This window comes from Mumia sp. Pv4-285, assembly GCF_041320275.1.
Taxonomy (GTDB): Bacteria; Actinomycetota; Actinomycetes; order Propionibacteriales; family Nocardioidaceae; genus Mumia; species Mumia qirimensis.
Genome location: NZ_CP162023.1, coordinates 4,353,863 through 4,373,609, shown reverse-complemented (window position 1 = coordinate 4,373,609; position 19,747 = coordinate 4,353,863). Strand labels below are relative to the sequence as shown.

The 19,747-nt window shown below is 71.2% G+C and carries 18 protein-coding genes; 11 read left to right on the top strand and 7 right to left on the bottom strand.

The window, feature by feature from the left end; genetic code table 11:
* Window positions 1-32: 32 nt before the first annotated feature.
* Window positions 33-1,328 (bottom strand): ABC transporter substrate-binding protein, encoded by a 1,296-nt coding sequence (locus tag AB3M34_RS20855; RefSeq protein WP_370616776.1) that lies wholly within the window; start codon window positions 1,326-1,328, stop codon window positions 33-35.
* A 188-nt stretch (window positions 1,329-1,516) separates the two neighbouring features.
* Here AB3M34_RS20855 and AB3M34_RS20850 point away from each other — a divergent pair, with 188 nt between their 5' ends.
* From AB3M34_RS20850 to AB3M34_RS20830, 5 genes are read left to right on the top strand one after another with little or no spacing between them, the layout of a single operon-like run.
* Entirely contained in the window at window positions 1,517-2,365 is an 849-nt protein-coding gene (locus AB3M34_RS20850) for an SDR family NAD(P)-dependent oxidoreductase (protein WP_370616775.1), read from the top strand.
* Complete coding sequence (locus AB3M34_RS20845; protein ID WP_370616774.1) at window positions 2,362-3,039, top strand: histidine phosphatase family protein; 678 nt, start codon at window positions 2,362-2,364, stop codon at window positions 3,037-3,039. Before AB3M34_RS20850 ends, AB3M34_RS20845 begins: the two co-directional genes overlap by 4 nt.
* A gap of 16 nt (window positions 3,040-3,055) precedes the next feature.
* Window positions 3,056-3,814 (top strand): SDR family oxidoreductase, encoded by a 759-nt coding sequence (locus AB3M34_RS20840; RefSeq protein ID WP_370616773.1) that lies wholly within the window; start codon window positions 3,056-3,058, stop codon window positions 3,812-3,814.
* Between the two features lie 57 nt (window positions 3,815-3,871).
* Window positions 3,872-4,483: a flavodoxin family protein gene (locus tag AB3M34_RS20835; RefSeq protein WP_370616772.1), complete on the top strand. Its 612-nt coding sequence runs from the start codon at window positions 3,872-3,874 to the stop codon at window positions 4,481-4,483.
* Between the two features lie 57 nt (window positions 4,484-4,540).
* On the top strand, window positions 4,541-5,032 hold the full coding sequence (locus tag AB3M34_RS20830) for an aminoacyl-tRNA deacylase (protein ID WP_370616771.1): 492 nt from the start codon (window positions 4,541-4,543) through the stop codon (window positions 5,030-5,032).
* On the opposite strand, the gene AB3M34_RS20825 is transcribed toward AB3M34_RS20830, so the two are convergent.
* The 6 genes from AB3M34_RS20825 to AB3M34_RS20800 form a co-directional block, all read right to left on the bottom strand.
* Window positions 5,010-7,385 carry a glycoside hydrolase family 3 C-terminal domain-containing protein gene (locus AB3M34_RS20825; protein WP_370616770.1) on the bottom strand — a complete coding sequence of 792 codons (2,376 nt, stop codon included), beginning with the start codon at window positions 7,383-7,385 and terminating at the stop codon, window positions 5,010-5,012. The two genes, AB3M34_RS20830 and AB3M34_RS20825, sit on opposite strands and share 23 nt — an antisense overlap.
* A gap of 139 nt (window positions 7,386-7,524) precedes the next feature.
* On the bottom strand, window positions 7,525-8,511 hold the full coding sequence (locus AB3M34_RS20820; RefSeq protein WP_370616769.1) for a DUF2804 domain-containing protein: 987 nt from the start codon (window positions 8,509-8,511) through the stop codon (window positions 7,525-7,527).
* Between the two features lie 35 nt (window positions 8,512-8,546).
* Entirely contained in the window at window positions 8,547-9,191 is a 645-nt protein-coding gene (locus AB3M34_RS20815; protein WP_370616768.1) for an NAD(P)-dependent oxidoreductase, read from the bottom strand.
* A gap of 37 nt (window positions 9,192-9,228) precedes the next feature.
* Window positions 9,229-10,938: a monocarboxylate uptake permease MctP gene (gene mctP / locus AB3M34_RS20810; RefSeq protein WP_370616767.1), complete on the bottom strand. Its 1,710-nt coding sequence runs from the start codon at window positions 10,936-10,938 to the stop codon at window positions 9,229-9,231.
* Entirely contained in the window at window positions 10,935-11,297 is a 363-nt protein-coding gene (locus AB3M34_RS20805; protein WP_370616766.1) for a DUF3311 domain-containing protein, read from the bottom strand. The genes mctP and AB3M34_RS20805 overlap by 4 nt, the downstream gene beginning before the upstream one ends.
* Before the next feature lie 245 nt (window positions 11,298-11,542).
* Window positions 11,543-12,355, bottom strand: coding sequence for an MOSC domain-containing protein (locus AB3M34_RS20800; protein ID WP_370616765.1), 813 nt, complete (start codon window positions 12,353-12,355; stop codon window positions 11,543-11,545).
* Window positions 12,356-12,472: 117 nt separating this feature from the next.
* Between AB3M34_RS20800 and AB3M34_RS20795 the strand changes: the two genes are divergently transcribed.
* From AB3M34_RS20795 to AB3M34_RS20770, 6 genes are read left to right on the top strand one after another with little or no spacing between them, the layout of a single operon-like run.
* Window positions 12,473-13,072: a TetR/AcrR family transcriptional regulator gene (locus tag AB3M34_RS20795; protein WP_370616764.1), complete on the top strand. Its 600-nt coding sequence runs from the start codon at window positions 12,473-12,475 to the stop codon at window positions 13,070-13,072.
* Window positions 13,073-13,915: a TIGR03084 family metal-binding protein gene (locus AB3M34_RS20790; protein WP_370616763.1), complete on the top strand. Its 843-nt coding sequence runs from the start codon at window positions 13,073-13,075 to the stop codon at window positions 13,913-13,915.
* Window positions 13,912-15,708, top strand: coding sequence for an acyclic terpene utilization AtuA family protein (locus AB3M34_RS20785; RefSeq protein ID WP_370616762.1), 1,797 nt, complete (start codon window positions 13,912-13,914; stop codon window positions 15,706-15,708). The genes AB3M34_RS20790 and AB3M34_RS20785 overlap by 4 nt, the downstream gene beginning before the upstream one ends.
* On the top strand, window positions 15,705-16,958 hold the full coding sequence (locus tag AB3M34_RS20780; protein WP_370616761.1) for an acyl-CoA dehydrogenase family protein: 1,254 nt from the start codon (window positions 15,705-15,707) through the stop codon (window positions 16,956-16,958). Before AB3M34_RS20785 ends, AB3M34_RS20780 begins: the two co-directional genes overlap by 4 nt.
* Complete coding sequence (locus tag AB3M34_RS20775) at window positions 16,958-18,112, top strand: winged helix DNA-binding domain-containing protein (protein ID WP_370616760.1); 1,155 nt, start codon at window positions 16,958-16,960, stop codon at window positions 18,110-18,112. Before AB3M34_RS20780 ends, AB3M34_RS20775 begins: the two co-directional genes overlap by 1 nt.
* Window positions 18,109-19,725, top strand: coding sequence for an acyl-CoA carboxylase subunit beta (locus tag AB3M34_RS20770; protein WP_370616759.1), 1,617 nt, complete (start codon window positions 18,109-18,111; stop codon window positions 19,723-19,725). Before AB3M34_RS20775 ends, AB3M34_RS20770 begins: the two co-directional genes overlap by 4 nt.
* The last annotated feature ends 22 nt before the right edge of the window (window positions 19,726-19,747 follow it).

Sequence of the window (19,747 nt, the reverse complement as noted above, 5' to 3'; positions counted from 1 at the left end):
GCTCGGGAGGAGGGAGCGCTGCTGGCGCCGGGTCAGCCGGCGACCTTCTGGGCGTCGGCGACGGCGACGTCCCACGCGTCCGCCGAGCTCCGCTGACCGTTCTCGACCGACCTCATCGCGTTCTCGACGGCGTCACGCACGGGCTGGTTCTTCGCCCCGAGGAAGACCGGCTCGAGGTTCGCGGCACCGGCCACGAACAGCTGGCCGACCGGCGCGTCGCTGAAGTACGGGTTGGTGGCCTCCTGCAGCGCGGGATCCTCGTACAGGTTCGGGTTGGACGGCAGGTTGCCGACCGCGTTGAACGCTGCGAGCTGGCCGTCGGCGTTGCTCAGGAACTTGACGAGCTCGATGGCGAGGTCCTGGTTCTCGCTGTCCGCGGGAACCGCGAGCCACGAGCCGCCCCAGTTGCCGCCACCACCCGGGATGGTCGCGATGTCCCACTTGCCGGCGTTCTCCTCGCCGGCCTGGTCCTTGATGTACCCGGTCATCCAGGCGGGGCACGCGATGGTCGCGAAGTCGCCGTTCTTGAAGCCGGCGTTCCACTCGGGCGAGAACGACTTCAGCTCGGCCGAGATGCCCTTGTCGTCCATCTCGAGGGCCTTGTCCCACGCAGCCTTGACCGCGGGGTTCGTCTCGATGACGAGCTCCTCGTCCTTGTCGAAGTACGTGTGGTCCGCCGACTGCATGAGGATCGAGTTGTAGGTGTTCGTGGCGCTGTCGATGAACTTCGCGTCACTGCCCTTCAGCCCGTCCTGGAACTTCTCGCCGGTGGCGATGAACTCGTCCCACGTCGGCCACAGCGCCGCGACGGCCTCGCGGTCCGTCGGGAGGCCGGCCTTCTCGAACAGGTCGCGGCGGTAGCACATCGCCAGGCCGCCCACGTCCGTGCCGAGACCGATGGTGGTCGCACCGTCGGCGGTGGTCGCGCCGGCGAACTTCCACGGGAGGTACTGGTCCTCGAGGTCCTTCGCGCCGTGGTCCTGGAGGTTGACGAACTTGTCTGCGCTCGCCAGGAAGTTGACCGCCTGTCCCTCCTCGATCGCGACGACGTCGCCGGCACCCGAGCCGGCGGCGATGCGCTGCGTCAGCTGGGTGTTGTACTTGCCGAGGTCGCCCTCGGCCGTCTCGACGATCTTGACGCCCGGGTGGTCCTTCTCGAACTGCTTGTACAGATCGGTGTACCCGAACTTGCCGAAGAGGTTCACGCGGAGCGTGACGTCCTCTTCGGAGTCGCTGCCGGAGTCGTCCCCGCCACAGGCGGCGAGCGACGACATCGCGATGAGCGCTGCTGCGGTGGCCAGCCAGCGCGAACGGCGTGTGTGTGACACAGTGACCCTCTCCTTCGCCGCTCCCGCCGATGGGAGCGCTCCCACGAACTGTGGTGCGAGTCACACTGCGCGGTCAAGAGCGGATGGGAGCGCTCCCACGTGTTGTTACAGAACCGTAACCGAGTCGTCGCTCGCTCGGCCGACGGCCCGAGGGCGTCGTAAGCGGGCGCTTAGATACGCTCGGGCCCATGACCGTCAGCACAGGCGACCGCGTTCTCGTCACCGGCGCAGCGTCGGGCCTCGGCCTCTCGCTGGTGACCCAGCTGCTCGAGCGCGGGTGCCGGGTCCTCGCGACCGACGTCCACCTTGATCTCCCCTCCGGCCTGGCAGCGCTGCCCGGGCGGCTCACCTACCGCCAGCTCGACGTCCGCAGCGACGACGACTGGACGTCGACCCTCGCGTGGGTCCGCCAGACCTGGGGCGGCATCGATCTCGTCGTCAACAACGCGGGGGTCGCGTCGGGCGGCCGCGTCGACCTCACCACGTCCGAGAGCTGGGACTGGATCACCCAGATCAACCTCCTCGGCGTGGCCCGCGGGTGCCGCACCTTCGCCGCGATGCTGAAGGAGCAGCGAAGCGGCCAGATCCTCAACACCGCCTCGGCGGCTGGGCTGGTCCATCCGCCCCGGATGACCGAGTACGCCGCGGTCAAGGCGGGCGTCGTCGCCCTCAGCGAGAGCCTGCGGTGGGAGCTCGAGCCGTACGGCGTCGGTGTCGCGGTCATCTGCCCGTCGTTCTTCCGGACCAACCTCGCCGACTCGATCCGCAGCGCCGACCCGAGCGCCAGCGAGTCCGCGCGCAAGCTCATCGAAGGGTCCGGCCGCAGCGCCGACACGATCGCGGCCGACGTCCTTCGTCAGCTCGACGCCGGCAAGAGCGTGATCCTGCCCGACCGCGACGCCCGGGTCGCGTACGCCGCGAAGCGCTTCGCCCCTTGGCTCTACCGCGCCATGATGCTCCGGACGGCGCGCCAGGCAGCCGCCGACGAGGAGGCGGCCGGCGGAGCGCGGCGCGCAGGGGCGCGGGTGTCGTCGTGAGCGCCATCCACCTCGTCCGACACGGACAGGCCTCCTTCGGCACCGACGACTACGACCAGCTCTCCGAGCGGGGGTACGCCCAGGCGGCCGCGCTGGGCCAGTCCTGGGAGGCCTCGGGGTTCCTCCCGTCGCACGCCGTCGCCGGTGGGATGCTGCGCCACGCGCAGACCGCCATCGCCGCTCTCGACGCGGCCGGTCCGTCGGACGGATACGACGTGGACCACGGGTGGGACGAGTTCCCCCACGAGTCGGTCGTCGAGGCGTACGCACCGGGTGCCGCCACCTCCGTGACCGACCCGAAGGAGTTCCAGCGGGTGTTCGTCGCGGCTGTGACGCGCTGGATCAGCGGCGAGCACGACGACGAGTACCCCGAGCCGTACGCGCACTTCACCGCCCGGGTCCTCGCCGCCTTCGGGCGTCTCGCCGAGTCGCTGGGCAAGGGAGACTCCGCCGTCGTCTTCACCTCCGGCGGCCCGCTCGCGATCGTCGCCGCGCACGTGCTCGCGGGCGACGCTCCGACGTGGACGCCGCAGGCCCAGGAGCTGTGGCCGCGCCTGAACACCGTGACGATCAACGCCGGCGTCACGACGATCATCACGGGATCCTCCGGGAGGACCCTGGTGTCGTTCAACGAGCACACCCACCTCCCGGCCGACCTCGTCACCTACCGCTGACAGCCCAGGAGAACCGATGCGCAAGACCATCCTCATCACCGGTGCGAGCTCCGGCCTCGGCGCCGGCATGGCGCGTGTCTGGGCCGCCAAGGGCCACGACCTGGCGCTCACCGCCCGCCGCGTCGATCGGCTCGAGGCGCTCAAGGCAGAGCTCGAGGCGGCGTACCCGTCGATCCGCGTCGTCGTCCACGCCCTCGACGTCACCGATCACGAGCAGGTCTTCTCGGTGTTCAAGGCGGCGGCAGCCGACCTCGGAGGCCTCGACCGGATCGTGGTCAACGCCGGCATCGGCAAGGGTGGCCGGATCGGCACCGGCAGGTTCGACGCGAACCGCCAGACGGCCGAGACGAACTTCGTCGCGGCGCTGGCGCAGTGCGAGGCGGCGATGGAGCACTTCTACGAGCGGCGCTCCGGCCACCTCGTCGTCGTCTCGTCGATGTCGGCGATGCGTGGGATGCCGGGCTCGATGACGACGTACGCCGCGACCAAGGCCGGTCTCGCGCACCTCGCCGAGGGCATCCGGTCGGACCTGGTGAACCGCAAGGGGCACGACATCGCGGTGAGTGCGATCTTCCCGGGATACATCGCGTCCGAGATGAACGACCAGGTCGAGCAGAAGCCGAAGGGCATGGTCGACACCGAGACCGGCTCCAACGCGCTCGTCGAGGCGATCGACAGCGAGAAGCCGGAGCGCATCGTGCCGTCGTGGCCGTGGCGCCCGCTCGCGTTCGTGCTGCGGCACGCGCCGCTCGGGATCGTCCGCCGCATGGTGTGACCTGCATGGTGTGACCCGCCCCGGGTACCCGACGGGCAACCGACCAAGGAGGGCCACGTGCGTGCCACGCTGCTCAACTGCTCGCTGAAACCGTCACCCGAACCATCGAACACCCAGGTTCTCGCCGACGTCGTCGTGTCGGCGATGAAGGGGTGGGGAGTGGAGACCACCAGCTACCGGCTGGCCGACCTCGACCTCGCCCACGGTGTCGAGACCGACATGGGCGACGGTGACGACTGGCCGCGGGTGCACGAATCGATCACGTCGAGCGAGATCCTCGTCTTCGCGACGCCGACCTGGGTCGGCCACCCCAGCTCGTACGCCCAGCAGGCGATCGAACGGCTCGACGCGATGATCTCCGAGACCGACGACGACGGGAAGCCGGTCGCGTACGACCGGGTCGCGGGCGTGGTCGTCACGGGCAACGAGGACGGCGCCCACCACGTGATCTCCGAGATCGCGGGTGCGCTGGGCGACATCGGGTTCACCGTGCCCGGCCAGGCGTGGACCTACTGGAACCGCGGCCCCGGACCTGGTCCGAGCTTCACCGAGACCGACGAGGGCCACGACTGGTCGCGGACGACGGGCGTGACGATGGCCGCGAACCTCGTGGCCGTCGCCCGTGCCCTTGGGCAGTCGCCGATGTCCGCACCGCCTTCCGACGGCTGAACGAGGGAGGCCGCGGGTCACCGGCTGCGCGACCACCGGGGTGCTTCGATGGTCACCATGAGCGACACGCCGAACTCCTCCGACCAGTCCGCCCGCGCGATCGCCGCCGCCGAGGCGCTCGGGCTCGAGCACTCCGTCACCCGGCACGGCCGGGTTCGGTCGCTCGAGGAGGCGGCCGAGGCACGCGGCGTCGCCCCGCGAGCTCTGGTCAAGACGCTGGTCGTGCGGGTGAGTGACGGCGACTACCGCTTCGTGATGGTGCCGGGCGACCGCGAGTTCTCGTGGCCGCGGCTACGTGCGCTGCTCGGCGTCAACCGGGTGTCGATGCCGGACGCCGCAACCGCCAAGGACGTGACGGGGTACGAGCGGGGCACCATCACGCCGCTCGGCAGCACGACGGCATGGCCCGTCGTGATGGACAGCGGGATCACCGGACAGATCTCGATCGGCGGCGGAGGGCACGGCGTCGGCATCACCGTCGACGCCGACGCTCTGGCCGACGCGGTGGGTGCGACGCGTGCGGAGATCAGTCAGCCGGTCGGGGCGTAGGGTCTCGATCCTCCGCTGTCGCTCCGGCCTCGACCGGCGCGTCGGACTCCTCCGCGGCCGGTGAGGGCGGGTTGGCCGCCTGCTCCACGAGCGCGTCGACCTGAGCCCGCGGGAACCCGGCTAGCCCCGCGAGCGTCGACAGCGGGACCTGGGCCGCCATCGCCTGCTCGGTCGCGCTGGGCTCGTCGTCGTTGCCGCCGAACGCCTTCGCCACGAGCGGGCCACCGACCGGGTCGGCGAACCACTCGGCGAGCGTGGACTCGGCCGTCAGCGGGCTCCGGGGTACGTCGCCGCGCACGTCGACGGTGACGCTGCGACGCAGGTCGGCGGAAGAGGCGCCGATCGAGACCGTGAACATGCCTGGTTCGACCGTCCAGCGGCGCAGCGCCGGATGCCAGAAGGCGAAGGCTCGAGGACCCAGCTCGATCGTCACGCGCTCCGAGGCGCCGGGGTCCAGGGTGACCCGTGCGAAGCCCTTGAGCTCGCGCTCCGGGCGGGCGACGGGTGCCTCGAGGTCCGACACGTAGACCTGGACGACCTCGGTGCCGCGTCGCGCACCGGTGTTGGTGACGGTCACCGACACCGTGGCGCGGACGCCGTCGCCCTCTCCGGTGACGTCGACCGCGAGATCGGCCTGCGAGAAGGTCGTGTAGCCGAGCCCGAACCCGAACGGGTACGCCGGCGGGATGCGCTTGACGTCGTAGTAGCGGTAGCCGACGAACACGCCCTCGCCGTAGCGGGAGTGTCCCAGGTGGCCGGGGAAGTCGATGTACGCCGGGGTGTCCTCGAGCCGGAACGGGATTGTCTCGGCGAGACGCCCGGTGGGCTCCGCGCGTCCGAGGACCAGGTCGGCGGCGGCCGAGCCCGCAGCCTGCCCGCCGAGCCACATCTCGAGCAGGGCGGGCACCTCGCGCGACCAGGCGACGGGTGTGACGATGCCGCCGTTGGCGAGGACGACCACCACGCGCGGGTTGGCCGACGCCAGCTCCTGCACGAGCTCGACCTGGGCCGGCGGGAGCTCGAGGTGGGTCCGGTCGTAGCCCTCGGACTCGTAGTCGTCGGGAAGTCCCAGGAAGCACACGACGGTGCGGTCGCCGTGCGCCGCCTCGACGGCTGCGGTCCGCAGCGCCCGGTCCTCCTCGGGCGTGCCGCCGAGGGTGTAGCCGGCCTCGAACGCCAGCTCGACCCCGGTCGCCTCACGCAGCGCGTCGAGCGGCACGTCGACGCGGGTCGGGTTCACGCGCGACGAGCCGGAGCCCTGGAACCGCGGCGTCCGTGCGAGCTCGCCGACGACGAGGATCGGCGTCGCGTCGGTGAGCGGCAGGACGGGTACACCGCCGACGCGCTCGTTCTTCAGCAGCACCGCGCCCGACGCTGCGGCTTCGCGCGCGAGAGCGTGGTGAGAAAGGTGCTGGTCGGTGGGGGCCGTATCGTCATGGCTGGTCTCGGCGCCTTCGCTGCCCTCGCTACCCGCGACAGCCTCGGCGCGACCCACCAGCGCCAGCACCCGGCGTACGGCCTCGTCCAGCACGCGCTCGTCGAGCGCCCCGTCGCGGACCGCAGCGACGACGGCGTCGTCGTCACCGAACGGCGGCATCGTGAGGTCGGTGCCCCCGAGGAGCGCTGCGACGCGGTCGTGGACGGCACCCCAGTCGGACACGACGACACCGTCGAAGCCCCACGTGTCGCGCAGGACCTCCCGCAGGAGCCAGGCGTTCTCGGTGGCGTACGTGCCGTTGATCTTGTTGTACGACGCCATGACGGTCCACGGGTCGCCGTCGGTCACGACCCGTTCGAACGCGGCGAGGTAGATCTCGTGCAGCGTCCGCTCGTCGGCGTCGACCGAGACACGCATCCGGTCGGTCTCGGCGTTGTTCGCGGCGAAGTGCTTGATCGAGGCGCCGATGCCCTCGGACTGGAGTCCGCGCACGAACGCGAGGCCGAGCTCGCCCGACAGGTAGGGGTCCTCGGAGAGGTACTCGAAGTTGCGTCCGCACAGCGGCGACCGCTTGATGTTGACGCCGGGGGCCAGCACGATCGCGACGTCCTCGGCGCGCGCCTCGCGCGCGATCGCCGCGGCGACGCGCTCCACGAGGTCGGTGTCCCACGACGACCCGAGCGAGGTGGCAGTGGGGAAGCAGGTCGCGGGGATGCTGGACCGCAGGCCCATGGAGACGCCCGGCTCACCGTCCTGCTTGCGCAGCCCGGTCGGTCCGTCGACCATCATGATCGACGGGATGCCGGCGTCCTCGACGCCCTGGGTGTGCCAGAAGTCGCTTCCCGAGGTGAGGGACGCCTTCTGCTCCAGCGTCAGCCCCGAGACGGCGTCGTCGGGTGATTCGTGGTCGTTCATCGCTGAGCCCCCGCTCTCCCCACCGACGGGCGCGCCGGCGTACCGACTTCCCTGCCGGCTGTGGGGAGCGTAACCAGGCAACGGCTCCACCGCAGGTCTCGCGCCGGTTCTGGCCACGCAGCGCGTCGCAGACGCGCGGTCACCAGCGGTTGCGTGCCTCCTCGGCCCAGCCGACCAGGCCGTCGAGGTCGAGCGTCGTCCCGTCGTCGCCGCGTGCCGTCCCCGACCAGGTCCCGAACGCCTGGTGCGTGGCGTTGCCGAGCACGAGCAGCTCCGTCTTCGCGACCCGGACGTGCTCCGGACGGAACGTGGCGTCCACGCCGTCGCCGGTGACCCTCCAGGGCGCGGACCAGTCGTCGCGGTCGTACGACCAGCTCAGGGTCGCGCCGATCTTGTGGAGCGTGCCGTCGACCTGGATCGCGTTCTCGGTCGAGCCCGTCCCGTCGGTCCACCGGCCGCCGAGCTGGACGGCGTTGCCGCCGGTTCCGGATCCTGCACCCCAGTTCCAGGTCATCCGGTACGGCCACACGCCGCGACCGTGGTCGAGCACGGCGTGCGCCTTCTCGATCTCGTACGTCGTCCCGTCGATCGCGAGCATGCCGCTCACCGGTCGGGCCAGATCCTTGACCGTGTACTGGAAACGGCGGTCGCTCCACCGGACCACGACGCCCATCGACTCGTGGCCCTCGGGCTGCTCGACGCGGAGCGCGAGCGAGAGACGCGCCGCGCTCGCGCGGATCGTCGTCGCCCCACGCTCGCCGTTCTGGGGTTGGACGATGTCGACGGTGAGGTCCTGGGCGACTGCGGCGACCCGCCCCGTACCAGCACGATCGGGCAGGGCGACACCGCGTCCGAGCGGGCTGATCGCGTCGGTGCGCCACTCCTCGCCCGTCACGCGGTCGAGGACGTACAGGCCGTGCACCGCCGCGTAGTCGAGCGACGACACCTGGATGCCGATCGCATGGGTCGCGGAGACGACTCCCCAGTACTCCCACCGCTTCGTACGCCCCCAGCCGCGGAGGTTCGCACGGTGCAGCGGCTGCCGGGTCCAGCCGACCGCCTCGGGGTTGAGCCGCCCGTTCGGGAGGCAGAGGGCGACGTCGCTGGTGATCTCGCGCTCGGGCACGGCGACCACCGTAGTGGAGGCCGGGAGCGGGTCGCTCAGTAGCCGACGGTGAACCGCTCGCGGTAGTGGGTCGGGCTCGCGATCTCGTCGACGAACGCCTGCGCGAAGTCCGGTCCGGAGATGGACGAGGTGCCGTCCGGCTCGGTGAGGAGGACGTCGCCACCGAGCCGGTAGGTGCCTCGCGCGGGGATGTCGGCGAGCCGGCCGAACGCCGCCGAGGGGCTGACGTAGAACCAGCTCACGTCCTCGGTGGTCCGGGTGAGCGCGTCGAGAGCCCGATAGCCGGCCCTGGCCTCGGGCTTCCACTCCTCGCGGAAGTCCGGCGTCTCCATCAGGATCGGCCCGTCCTCGGCGACGCGCAGCGAGCCGGCACCACCGACCCACCCGAGGCGTCGGTGGTGACGACGTACGGCCTCGGCGAGGGCGGGGACCGCCTCCACGAGGTCGCGGTCCTGCCCGTGGTGGGGGACCGCGACCACGACGACGTCGGCGTCTCGGGCGAGGCCGTCGACGAACTCCGCGTCGTACACGTCGCCGTCGCGGGTCGTCTGGTGGTCGGCCGGACCGATGGAGGCGGTGTCGCGCGCGGCGGCGACCACGTCGAAGCCGCGCGCGAGCGCCTCCGACACGATCGCGCCGCCCGCGAACCCGGTGGCGCCGATGACAGCGATGGTGGTCATGCGCCCACGCTAGGCCGATCGGACCCGACCGGCGCGGTCACGTGGTCGGCGACCCGCCTGCGGGCTTCGGCGCCTCGCCGACCTCGGGGAGCTTCTGCATCACCCGGGGGTCCCCGGAGTCCGCGAAGTAGTCGCCGGCGATCGTCTCGTCACCCCCGTTCGAGACCTTCCCGGCCCGCAGGGCGACGGTGATGAGGGCAGCGACGGCGATGTTGATGACGAAGGCCGTCAGCGCGATGTAGCCGAGGTGGCCGATGACCGGGATGTCGGCGAGCGAGCCGCCGAAGTGCTTGCCGGTGACCGGGTTGATCACGTCGTACGCGCTGATCGTGCCGTAGACCATGCCGACCGCCCAGCCGACGAGCAGGCCCCAGCGGTGGAACCACTTGGTGTAGAGGCTGAACACGATGGCCGGGAGCGTCTGCAGGATCCAGATGCCGCCGAGCAGCTGGAAGTTGATCGCGTTCTGCTTGTCGAGCGTCAGCACGAACAGCAGCGCGAAGACCTTCACGACGAGCGACGCGAGCTTGGAGACCTGCGCCTCCTGCTTGGGTGTCGCGTGCGGCTTGATGAACTCCTTGTACACGTTGCGCGTGAACGTGTTCGCTGCGGCGATCGACATGATCGCGGCCGGCACCAGTGCGCCGATCGCGATCGCGGCCCACGCCACTCCCGCGAACCACGACGGGAACATGTCCTCGAACAGCTGCGGGATCACCAGCTGCGCGTTCGGCTCGCCGTCGAGCCCGACGGGCTGCGTCCCGGCGGCGATCGCGACCCATCCGAGGAGCGCGAGCAGGCCCAGGATGAACGAGTACGCCGGCAGGATCGACGCGTTGCGCCGGATCGTGTTGCGGCTCTGGCTCGAGAGCGTCGCGGTGATCGAGTGCGGATACATGAACAGCGCCAACGCCGAGCCGAGCGCGAGCGTCGCGTAGGCCCAGTGGGCATCGATCCCGGTCGGGATGAACGAGCCGGTCGGCGCACCCGTCGCCGGGTTCGGCGCGGTCATCTTCTCCTCGGCGGCGCCGAAGATCGCGTCCCAGCCGCCGACCTGCGAGGGCAGGTAGATGATCGCGACGATGATGACGAGGTAGATCAACGTGTCCTTGACGAACGCGATCACCGCCGGCGCCCGCAGGCCCGAGGAGTACGTGTACGCGGCGAGCAGCGCGAACGCGATGAACAGCGGTGCGTCCTTCGCCAGCCAGTTGGAGCCGCCGCCGAGACCGGCCACCTCGAGCACGGCTTGGATGCCGACGAGCTGCAGGGCGATGTACGGCATGGTCGCGATGAATCCCGTGAGCGCGACCGCGAGGGCGAGGCCGCGGCTCGTGTAGCGCCCGCGGACGAAGTCGGCCGGGGTCACGTACCCGTGCCGGTGGCTGACCGACCACAACCGCGCCATGAAGACGAAGATGATCGGGTAGAGCACGATCGTGTACGGCACCGCGAAGAAGCCTGCGACCGCACCCGTCGCGAACATCGCGGCAGGGACGGCCACGAAGGTGTACGCGGTGTAGAGGTCGCCACCGAGCAGGAACCAGGTCACCCAGGTGCCGAACTTGCGGCCGCCGAGGCCCCACTCGTCGAGCGACTCCATCGACGGTGGGCGGCGCCAGCGTGAGGCGTAGAACCCCATCACCGTGACCAGCGCGAACAGCAGGATGAGGACGGTCACGCCGACCCCGTTGATCTGGTCTGAGGAGCCCGAGCTCGCAAGGGCGTCCCGAAGGGATTCGCTCATCGGTCGCCCTCCTCGGTGCCGCGGTGCCTCGCCTGTCCGTCCGGCCCCGGATCTTCGGCGTCCCAGGGGTCGCCGTCGAAGAGGTCGGCGTCCTGCACGTCACCGATGTGCTGACCCGGAGCGTTGGTCATCGGACGGTGCGGGCGGGCGACGAGAACGATCCGGTACGAGGTGTACGTCAGCGCGGCGGTGATGAATACCCACAGGAACTGGTACCAGAAGAAGAACGGCCACGGTCCGAGCTTCGGGTCCTCACGGGCGTACGAGTCGACCCACAGCAGCGCGATCACCGGGATCGCGAGGAGGACCGAGGCGAGCGCCAGCAGCGGCTTGTTCGCCGGTGGCGGTGTCTCGTGCACGGTCGGATCCTCGACCGTGGGAGGAGGTTCAGAGGTCATCTGACTGCCTTTCGGTCTCGGCCCTCGCGGGGGCGCGCGGCGTGCGGTCGCACGCGACGCACCAGACCCGTACCCGTGTGACTGCGGTCACACACGCTGCCAGCGCGCGTCGTCGTGGGTCCACGACGACACCGGGCGTGTCGACGAACGGTCGCGGGGACGCGACAGACGGTCGCCTCCGTCGCCAGGCGGTGCGGAAGGTGACGTCAGGACGTCGCGACGACCTCGACCGGATCGCCGACGCGGAGCGTGCCGCGTCCGATCGGGAGCAGGCGGACGCCGAACCACGTCTGGCCGTCCCACCTGCGGTGCGCGGCGAGGGTGCGGACCGGCTCCTTGCCGCGCCGCAGCGTCTGCATGTCGATCGTCGTGATCGCGCACCGGTCACAGAGCTCGGTGAACCGGAGCTCGACCTCGCCCAGCCGGACCGAACGCCACCGGTCCTCGACGAACGGCGCGAGGTCGCCGTCGACGACCACGTTCGGACGGAAGCGGTCCATCGGCAGCGGCGTGGGCTCGGGCCCGTCCGCGATGAGCGCGTTGAGGCGGTCGAGCGACGACGTGGTCGTCAGCAGGATCGGGGCCGCGTCGGCCAACGAGAGAACGTCACCAGGTGCGCCGCCGTGCTTGCTGGAGACGCTGCGTGCGCGCGGGTCGTCCTGCCACGCGAGGCGGAGGTCGGCGCCGACGACCGCGGAGAGCCAGGTCGCCGCCGTCGGGCCGGCGTACCGGAGCTCGGACTGGCGTGAGAGCCCGATCCGGATGCGGGGGCCGGTCACGGGTGCTTCGACATCGAGGTCGGGGTGGCCGGAGGAGGACAGGCGGAGACCGCCGTCGATCGGCGTCGGGCGCACGGTGAGGATCCGCGGGTGCCGGAGGGGGTCGACCTTGTTGCCGAGCGGGTCGACGACCAGCCAGCGGCGGTCGCCGGCCAGGCCCCACGGCTCCATGGACGCCTCCGCGACGTCCAGGACGGCCGCGGACTTGACGGGGTAGAGGTGCAACGACGTGATGCGCACCGGCACAGCGTAGGGGCGCCGAGCGGGCGGCGGCGAACCGATTCGGGGGCGTGGCACGAGTGCTCGGACAAAAAGACAGGGTTGACTGTTTGTTAGTTGCGGGGTGATGATTCAGGGGTGACCTCGACCATCCGCACCCCCCAGGGGGAACGCAGCAGGCTGATGCGCCAGCGCCTGCTGGAAGCCACCGTCGACTCGCTGGTCGAGCTCGGCTGGTCCGGCACCAGCACCACCGTCGTCTCGCACCGCGCCGGCGTCTCGCGTGGCGCGCAGCTGCACCACTTCCCGAGCAAGCAGGCGCTCGTGATCGCCGCCGTCGAGCACCTCACCGAGCTCCGTCGCGACGAGATGGCGCAGTCGGTCGCCAACCTCCCGGAGGAGGGACGCACCCGCGCCGTCCTCGAGGCGCTGACCGCCCAGTTCGTCTCCCCGGTGTTCTTCGCCGCGCTCGAGCTGTGGGTCGCCGCCCGCACCGACGACGAGCTCCGCGAGGCCGTCGCGCCGCTCGAGCGACGGATCGGGCGCGAGACGCACGCCTATGCGGTCGAGCTCTTGGGCATCGACGACTCCCGCGGCCGCAACCGGCAGCTCGTCCAAGCCACGCTCGACCTCGCCCGAGGCCTCGGTCTCGCGGCGTCCCTCACCGACGACACCGCACGTCGGGCCTCGATCCTCGACACCTGGGCCGACACCCTCGACACCGAGCTGGAGCGCTGAATGACCACCGCATCACCCGACCCCACGTCCGACCGCAACGCGGTGCTCGAGTCGGTCCTCGCCGACCTCGCCGCGGAGTCGGCCCAGCTCGACGCGCTCGTCGCCGCCCTCGACGAGGCTGGCTGGGCGCGCCCGACGCCGGCCGAGGGGTGGACGATCGCGCACCAGGTCGCGCACCTGCACTGGACCGACGACGCGTCGCTCGCCGCCATCGAGGGCGGGGAGGCGTTCGGACAGCTGATGAAGAACGCCGCCGCCAACCCGACCGGCTTCGTCGACGCCGAGGCCGAGCGCCTCGCCGCGCTCGGGCCCGTCGTTCTGCTCGCGGCCTGGCGCGACGGACGTACGCGTCTGGCCGACGCGCTCCGAGCCGTGCCCCGCGGCGAGAAGATCGCCTGGTTCGGGCCGCCGATGAGTCCGGCATCGATGGCTACCGCCCGCCTGATGGAGACGTGGGCGCACAGCCGCGACGTCGCCGAGGCGCTCGGGACCGACCTCCCGAGGGACGCGCGCGCGAAGCACGTCGCCAACCTCGGATACCGCACGCGCGGGTTCGCGTACCTCGTCCGTGGGCGCGACGTCCCGACGACGCCGATCCGCGTCGAGCTGCTCGGGCCCGACGGTGACGTGTGGGCCTTCGGCCCGGAGGACGCGGCCGACAAGGTGACCGGCGACGGCTACGACTTCGCGCTCCTCGCGACCCGCCGCCGGGTCCGTGCCGACGTCGACGTGACGGCGCACGGCGCCGCCGCCGACGAGTACCTCGACCTCGTTCAGGCCTTCGCCGGTCTGCCCGGCCCAGACCCCAAGCCGGTCGCGTCCCGACAGGGCGGTGCCGCATGATCCGCATCGGCAACTGCTCCGGGTTCTACGGCGACCGTCTCGCCGCCATGCGCGAGATGCTGGCCGAAGGAGACCTCGACTACCTCACGGGCGACTACCTCGCCGAGCTCACGATGCTGATCCTCGGGCGTGACCGGATGAAGGACCCGTCGCTCGGCTATGCGAAGACGTTCGTCAAGCAGATGACCGAGTGCATGGGATTCGCCAAGGAGCGCGGAGTCCGCATCGTCACCAACGCGGGCGGCCTCAACCCCGCAGGTCTCGCGGCGAAGCTCCGCGAGATCGCCGCCGAGCAGGGCGTGGACGTCGTGGTCGCCCACGTGGAGGGGGACGACCTCCGTCCGCGCGCCGCGGAGCTCGGTCTGGTCGGTCACGCCGGTCAGCAGCCCCTGACCGCCAACGCGTACCTCGGGGCGTTCGGCATCGCCGCCGCCCTGGACGCCGGTGCCGACATCGTCGTCACCGGGCGCGTCACCGATGCGTCCGTCGTGGTCGGTCCCGCGATCCACGCCTACGGATGGGGGCGCGAGGACTTCGACCAGCTGGCCGGCGCCGTCGTCGCCGGGCACGTGATCGAGTGCGGGACGCAAGCCACCGGTGGCAACTTCGCCGGCTTCGCCGAGATCGACCCCAAGGTGATGCTGCACCCCGGCTTCCCGATCGCGGAGGTCGGCGCGGACGGCGGCAGCGTCATCACCAAGCACGACGGCACCGGCGGCGTGGTCACGGTCGACACCGTCACCGCCCAGCTCGTCTACGAGATCGCCGGACCTGCGTACGCCGGGCCCGACGTCGTCGCACACCTCGACTCGGTAGCCCTCGAGCAGGTCGGACCCGACCGCGTGGCCGTCTCCGGGGTCCGCGGGTCCGCCCCGCCGGCGACCACCAAGGTCGCGCTCAACGCGTTCGGAGGCTTCCGCAACAGCGTCGAGCTCGTCCTCACCGGTCTCGACATCGAGGCGAAGGCAGCGCTCGTACGCGCCCAGGTCGAGGACGCCCTCGCCGACTCGCCCGCCGGGGTGCCGGCCGAGGTGGAGTGGCAGCTCGACCGCACCGACGTGCCCGACCCTGACACGCAGGGCCGCGCGACCGCCCTGCTGCGGTGCCACGTCAAGGACCCGTCGCCCGATCCCGTCGGGCGCTCGTTCTCGTCGGCGGCGATCGAGCTTGCGCTTGCCTCGTACCCGGGCTTCACCGTCACCCGACCGCCGGCGGCCGGCACGCCGTACGGGGTCTACACGCCGGGATACGTCGCGCAGGAGCTGGTGCCGCACACCGTCGTCCTCGCCGACGGCACGCGCACCGAGATCGCACCCCCTCCCACGCTCGCGAGCCACTCTGCGGGCGTTCGCGAGCCGGTTCGCGCGGGTGCGCGAGACGCATCGGCACAGGAAATGGCTCGCGAGCCCTCAGAAAGTGGCGCGCGAAGGGTTCCGATCGGGCGGCTCGTGCACGCCCGCAGCGGCGACAAGGGTGGTGACGCGAACGTCGGCGTGTGGGTGCGCAGCGACGCGGCCGATCCCGGCGCCGCCTACGCGTGGCTGGTCGACCTCCTCGACGACGCCGGCGTACGCACGCTGCTGCCCGAGGCCGCCGACCTGGACCTCGAGATCCATCCGCTGCCGAACCTCCGCGCGGTCAACGTCGTGCTGCACGGGTTCCTCGGCGACGGCGTGGCCGCGTCGACCCGGTTCGACCCGCAGGCGAAGGCGCTCGGCGAGTGGCTCCGCGCACGCGTCGCCGACGTCCCCGCGGCGATCGTTCCGGCTGAGCTGGTCGAGGAGTCGCGATGACGGCACCGTACGACGCGTGGTCGACCCCGGAGCGTACGGCGCTGCGCGAGTCCGTGACGCGCTTCGTCCGCACGGAGGTCCTCGACAACCTCCCGCGCTGGGAGGACGAGGGCGAGATCCCCCGCACGCTGCACAAGGCGGCGGCCGCGGCAGGACTGCTCGGGATCGGCTTCCCCGAGGACGTCGGCGGCGAGGGCGGTGACGTCGTCGACATCTCCGTCGTGACCGAGGCGATCATCGAGTCCGGCGGATCGTCGGGCCTCATCGCCGCCCTCTACACGCACGGCATCGCGCTGCCCCACATCGTGGCGGCAGCCCGAAATGAGCAGAGCGTGGAGGCGCACGGCGCGAACCCCACCGAGCAGAGCGCGTCGTTGGTCGAGCGGTACGTCCGCCCGACCCTCGCCGGCGAGAAGATCGGCTCGCTCGGGGTCACCGAGCCCGGTGGCGGCTCCGACGTCGCGAACCTGCGGACCCGTGCGGTGCGCGACGGCGACACGTACGTCGTCAACGGCGCCAAGACCTTCATCACGTCCGGGGTGCGCGCCGACTTCGTGACGACGGCGGTGCGTACCGGCGGTGACGGCTACGGCGGGATCTCCCTCCTCGTCGTCGACAAGGGAACGCCCGGCTTCACCGTCGCGAGCCCGCTGCGCAAGATGGGCTGGCACTGCTCCGACACCGCCGAGCTGGCGTTCGACGACGCACGCGTGCCCGTCGCCAACCTCGTGGGCGAGGAGAACGGCGGCTTCGTCCTCGTCATGCAGCAGTTCGTCAACGAGCGCCTGAGCCTCGCGGTCCAGGCGTACGCGACGGCGCAGCGCTCGCTCGACCTCACGGTGGCGTACGCCCGGGAGCGGGAGACGTTCGGCCGGCCCCTCGCGGGACGTCAGGTCATCCGGCACAAGCTGGTGGAGATGCACCGCGCGACCGTGACGGCGCGGGCGTACACCCGCCAGGTTGTCGAGCGCGCCGCGCTCGCATCGGAACAAGCGCGCGCCGCCGCAGCCACCGCGGGGGAGAGCGGCATCGATCCGATGCGGCTCGCCGCCGACGCCGCGGTCGCGAAGAACGACGCCGTGGCTGCGTGCGACTTCGTCGTGGACGAGGCCGTGCAGATCCACGGCGGGATGGGCTACATGCGGGAGTCCGAGGTCGAGCGCCACTACCGCGACTCCCGCATCCTCGGCATCGGCGGCGGCGCCACCGAGGTCATGAACGATCTGATCGCGAAGATCCTGGGGTTCTGATGGTCGCGACCTACACCGAACCCTCCGACGGCGACTGGGCGCCGCTGCGCGTCGAGCGCATGAGACGGCAGCGCCTGGTCGGCGAGCCGTTCGCGAGCCCGGTCGACGTGGTCGCGAAGTTGGGCGCGGTGCAGGCGCAGGAGTACGTCGACGCCGGCTGGGCGCTCGCCCAGCGCTCCGCCGGGGAGGTCACGGCGGCCGACGTCGAGAGCCTCGTCGCGTCCGGCGAGATCCTTCGGACGCACGTCCTGCGTCCGACGTGGCACTTCGTCCGTCCCGCCGATGCGCGCTGGATGCTCGAGCTGACCGGGCCGCGGATCATCCGCACGATGGCGTCGGCGTGGCGTGCGACAGGGCTCGACGAGCCCGCGGAGCGTGCGCGGGTCAACGACGCGGTGGCGGAGGCGCTCGGTGACGGCGAGCACCTCACCCGCAAGGACCTCGCCGAGCGGCTGGAGCAGCGCGGGATCGACGCGGCAAAGCGGATCGGGTTCATCACCCTCAGCGCCGAGCTCGACCGGGTCGCGATCAGCGGAGCCCCGCAGGGCAAGCAGCAGACCTTCGCCGCGTTCGACGACCGCGTTCCCGCCTCGGACCCGCTGGACCACGACGAGGCCGTGGCGCGACTGGCTGAGCGCTATCTGCAGGGCCACGGTCCTGCGACGCCGCACGACCTCTCCTGGTGGGGCGGCATCACCGTCGGTGACGCCCGGAGGGGATACGAGGCGTGCGGTGCGGAGTCGTACGAGCGGGAAGGGCTGACGTACTGGGGGGTCTCGATCGACTCCGTCGCCTCGACCAGCGGGGGTGGGGCGGACGCCTCGACCAGCGGGGGGCTGGGCAGCCACCTGCTGCCGCCGTACGACGAGTACCTCATCGCCTACAAGAACCGCCAGGCCGTCGACGCCAGCGCCGAGTACGCCCGTGAACCCATCGAGGGCATCTTCTTCTGGGGCCTCGCCGTCGAGGACGGTCGCGTCGTCGGTGGGTGGAAGTGGCCGAAGCCCCAGCGCAGGGCCGACCCGGTCCGGCTCACCCTCACCATGCTCGTCCGCACACCGGCCGACGTACGCGACCGGTTCGCGTACGCGGCCGACCGATTCTCGCGCTACCTCGGCCGGCCGGTCGAGCTCACCTTGGAGGAACCCGCATGACCACGACCGCGGCAGACGCCGCTCCGACCACCGGCGACGCACCGCCGACCAACCGGGAGGCGATGCTGGCGAAGATCGCCGACCTCGCCGAGCAGCACGCGAAGGCGCTGGCGGGCGGAGGGCAGCGCTACATCGATCGCCACCACGCCCGCGGCAAGCTGCTCGCGCGTGAGCGGATCGAGCTCCTGCTCGACGAGGGTGCACCGTTCCTCGAGCTCTCCACGCTCGCGGCGTGGGGGACCGACTTCCCCGTCGGCGGGTCGCTCGTCACCGGCATCGGCGTCGTCGAAGGCGTCGAGTGCATGATCATCGCCAACGACCCGACCGTGAAGGGCGGGTCGAGCAATCCCCTCACGGTGAAGAAGGGCCTGCGCGCGGCGCAGATCGCTGCCGAGAACCGGCTGCCCACGATCAACCTGGTCGAGTCCGGCGGCGCCGATCTCCCGACGCAGAAGGACATCTTCATCCCTGGCGGCGCGACGTTCCGCAACATCACGCGCTCGAGCGCGGCCCGCGTGCCGACGGTGGCGCTGGTGTTCGGCAACTCGACCGCCGGCGGTGCGTACGTGCCCGGCATGAGCGACTACGTCGTCATGGTGAAGGAAGGCGCGAAGGTCTTCCTCGGTGGTCCGCCGCTGGTGAAGATGGCGACCGGCGAGGAGTCCGACGACGAGTCGCTCGGCGGCGCCGAGATGCACGCCCGGACGTCGGGCCTCGCCGACTACCTCGCCGTCGACGAGTACGACGCGATCCGCCTCGGTCGCCAGATCGTGCGACGCCTCAACTGGCGTAAGCACGGTCCCGACGCGGCTGCCTCGTACGACGAGCCCGGCTTCGACGCCGACGAGCTGCTCGACCTGGTGCCGTCGGACCTCAAGGTCCCCTTCGACCCGCGGGAGGTGATCCTGCGCATCGTCGACGGCGGTCCGGACGGCACGTCGGGCTTCGACGAGTTCAAGCCGCTGTACGGCTCCTCGCTGGTCACCGGGTTCGCCTCGGTGCACGGCCGTCCGATCGGCATCCTCGCGAACGCGCAGGGCGTGCTGTTCAGTGAGGAGGCGCAGAAGGCGACCCAGTTCATCCAGCTCGCCAACCAGACGGACACGCCGCTGCTATTCCTGCACAACACGACCGGCTACATGGTCGGCGCGGAGTACGAGCAGGGCGGCATCATCAAGCACGGCGCGCAGATGATCAACGCGGTCTCCAACTCGACCGTGCCGCACATCTCCATCGTGATCGGCGCCTCGTACGGCGCCGGCCACTACGGCATGAGCGGCCGAGCGTACGACCCGCGCTTCATGTTCAGCTGGCCCAACGCGAAGTCGGCGGTGATGGGTCCGGCGCAGCTCGCGGGTGTCATCTCGATCGTCGCCCGCGGCGCCGCCGAGGCGAAGGGACAGCCGTACGACGAGGACGGCGACAAGCAGATGCGCGCGTTCATCGAGAAGCAGATCGAGGAGCAGTCGCTGGCGTACTTCACGTCCGGGCTGCTCTACGACGACGGTGTCATCGACCCGCGCGACACCCGCACCGTGCTCGGCATCTGCCTGAGCGCGATCGCGAACGCGCCCGTCGAGGGCGCCCGCGGCTACGGGGTGTTCCGACTGTGAGCGCGACGAGCGAAGGACGACA

Excerpts from the sequence above, each read along its gene's own strand:
- AB3M34_RS20850 (WP_370616775.1), top strand. The coding sequence starts at position 1,517 with ATGACCGTCAGCACAGGCGACCGCGTTCTCGTCACCGGCGCAGCGTCG.
- AB3M34_RS20840 (WP_370616773.1), top strand. The coding sequence starts at position 3,056 with ATGCGCAAGACCATCCTCATCACCGGTGCGAGCTCCGGCCTCGGCGCC.
- AB3M34_RS20830 (WP_370616771.1), top strand. The coding sequence starts at position 4,541 with ATGAGCGACACGCCGAACTCCTCCGACCAGTCCGCCCGCGCGATCGCC.
- AB3M34_RS20825 (WP_370616770.1), bottom strand. The coding sequence starts at position 7,385 with ATGAACGACCACGAATCACCCGACGACGCCGTCTCGGGGCTGACGCTG.
- AB3M34_RS20815 (WP_370616768.1), bottom strand. The coding sequence starts at position 9,191 with ATGACCACCATCGCTGTCATCGGCGCCACCGGGTTCGCGGGCGGCGCG.
- mctP (WP_370616767.1), bottom strand. The coding sequence starts at position 10,938 with ATGAGCGAATCCCTTCGGGACGCCCTTGCGAGCTCGGGCTCCTCAGAC.
- AB3M34_RS20790 (WP_370616763.1), top strand. The coding sequence starts at position 13,073 with ATGACCACCGCATCACCCGACCCCACGTCCGACCGCAACGCGGTGCTC.
- AB3M34_RS20785 (WP_370616762.1), top strand. The coding sequence starts at position 13,912 with ATGATCCGCATCGGCAACTGCTCCGGGTTCTACGGCGACCGTCTCGCC.
- AB3M34_RS20780 (WP_370616761.1), top strand. The coding sequence starts at position 15,705 with ATGACGGCACCGTACGACGCGTGGTCGACCCCGGAGCGTACGGCGCTG.
- AB3M34_RS20775 (WP_370616760.1), top strand. The coding sequence starts at position 16,958 with ATGGTCGCGACCTACACCGAACCCTCCGACGGCGACTGGGCGCCGCTG.
- AB3M34_RS20770 (WP_370616759.1), top strand. The coding sequence starts at position 18,109 with ATGACCACGACCGCGGCAGACGCCGCTCCGACCACCGGCGACGCACCG.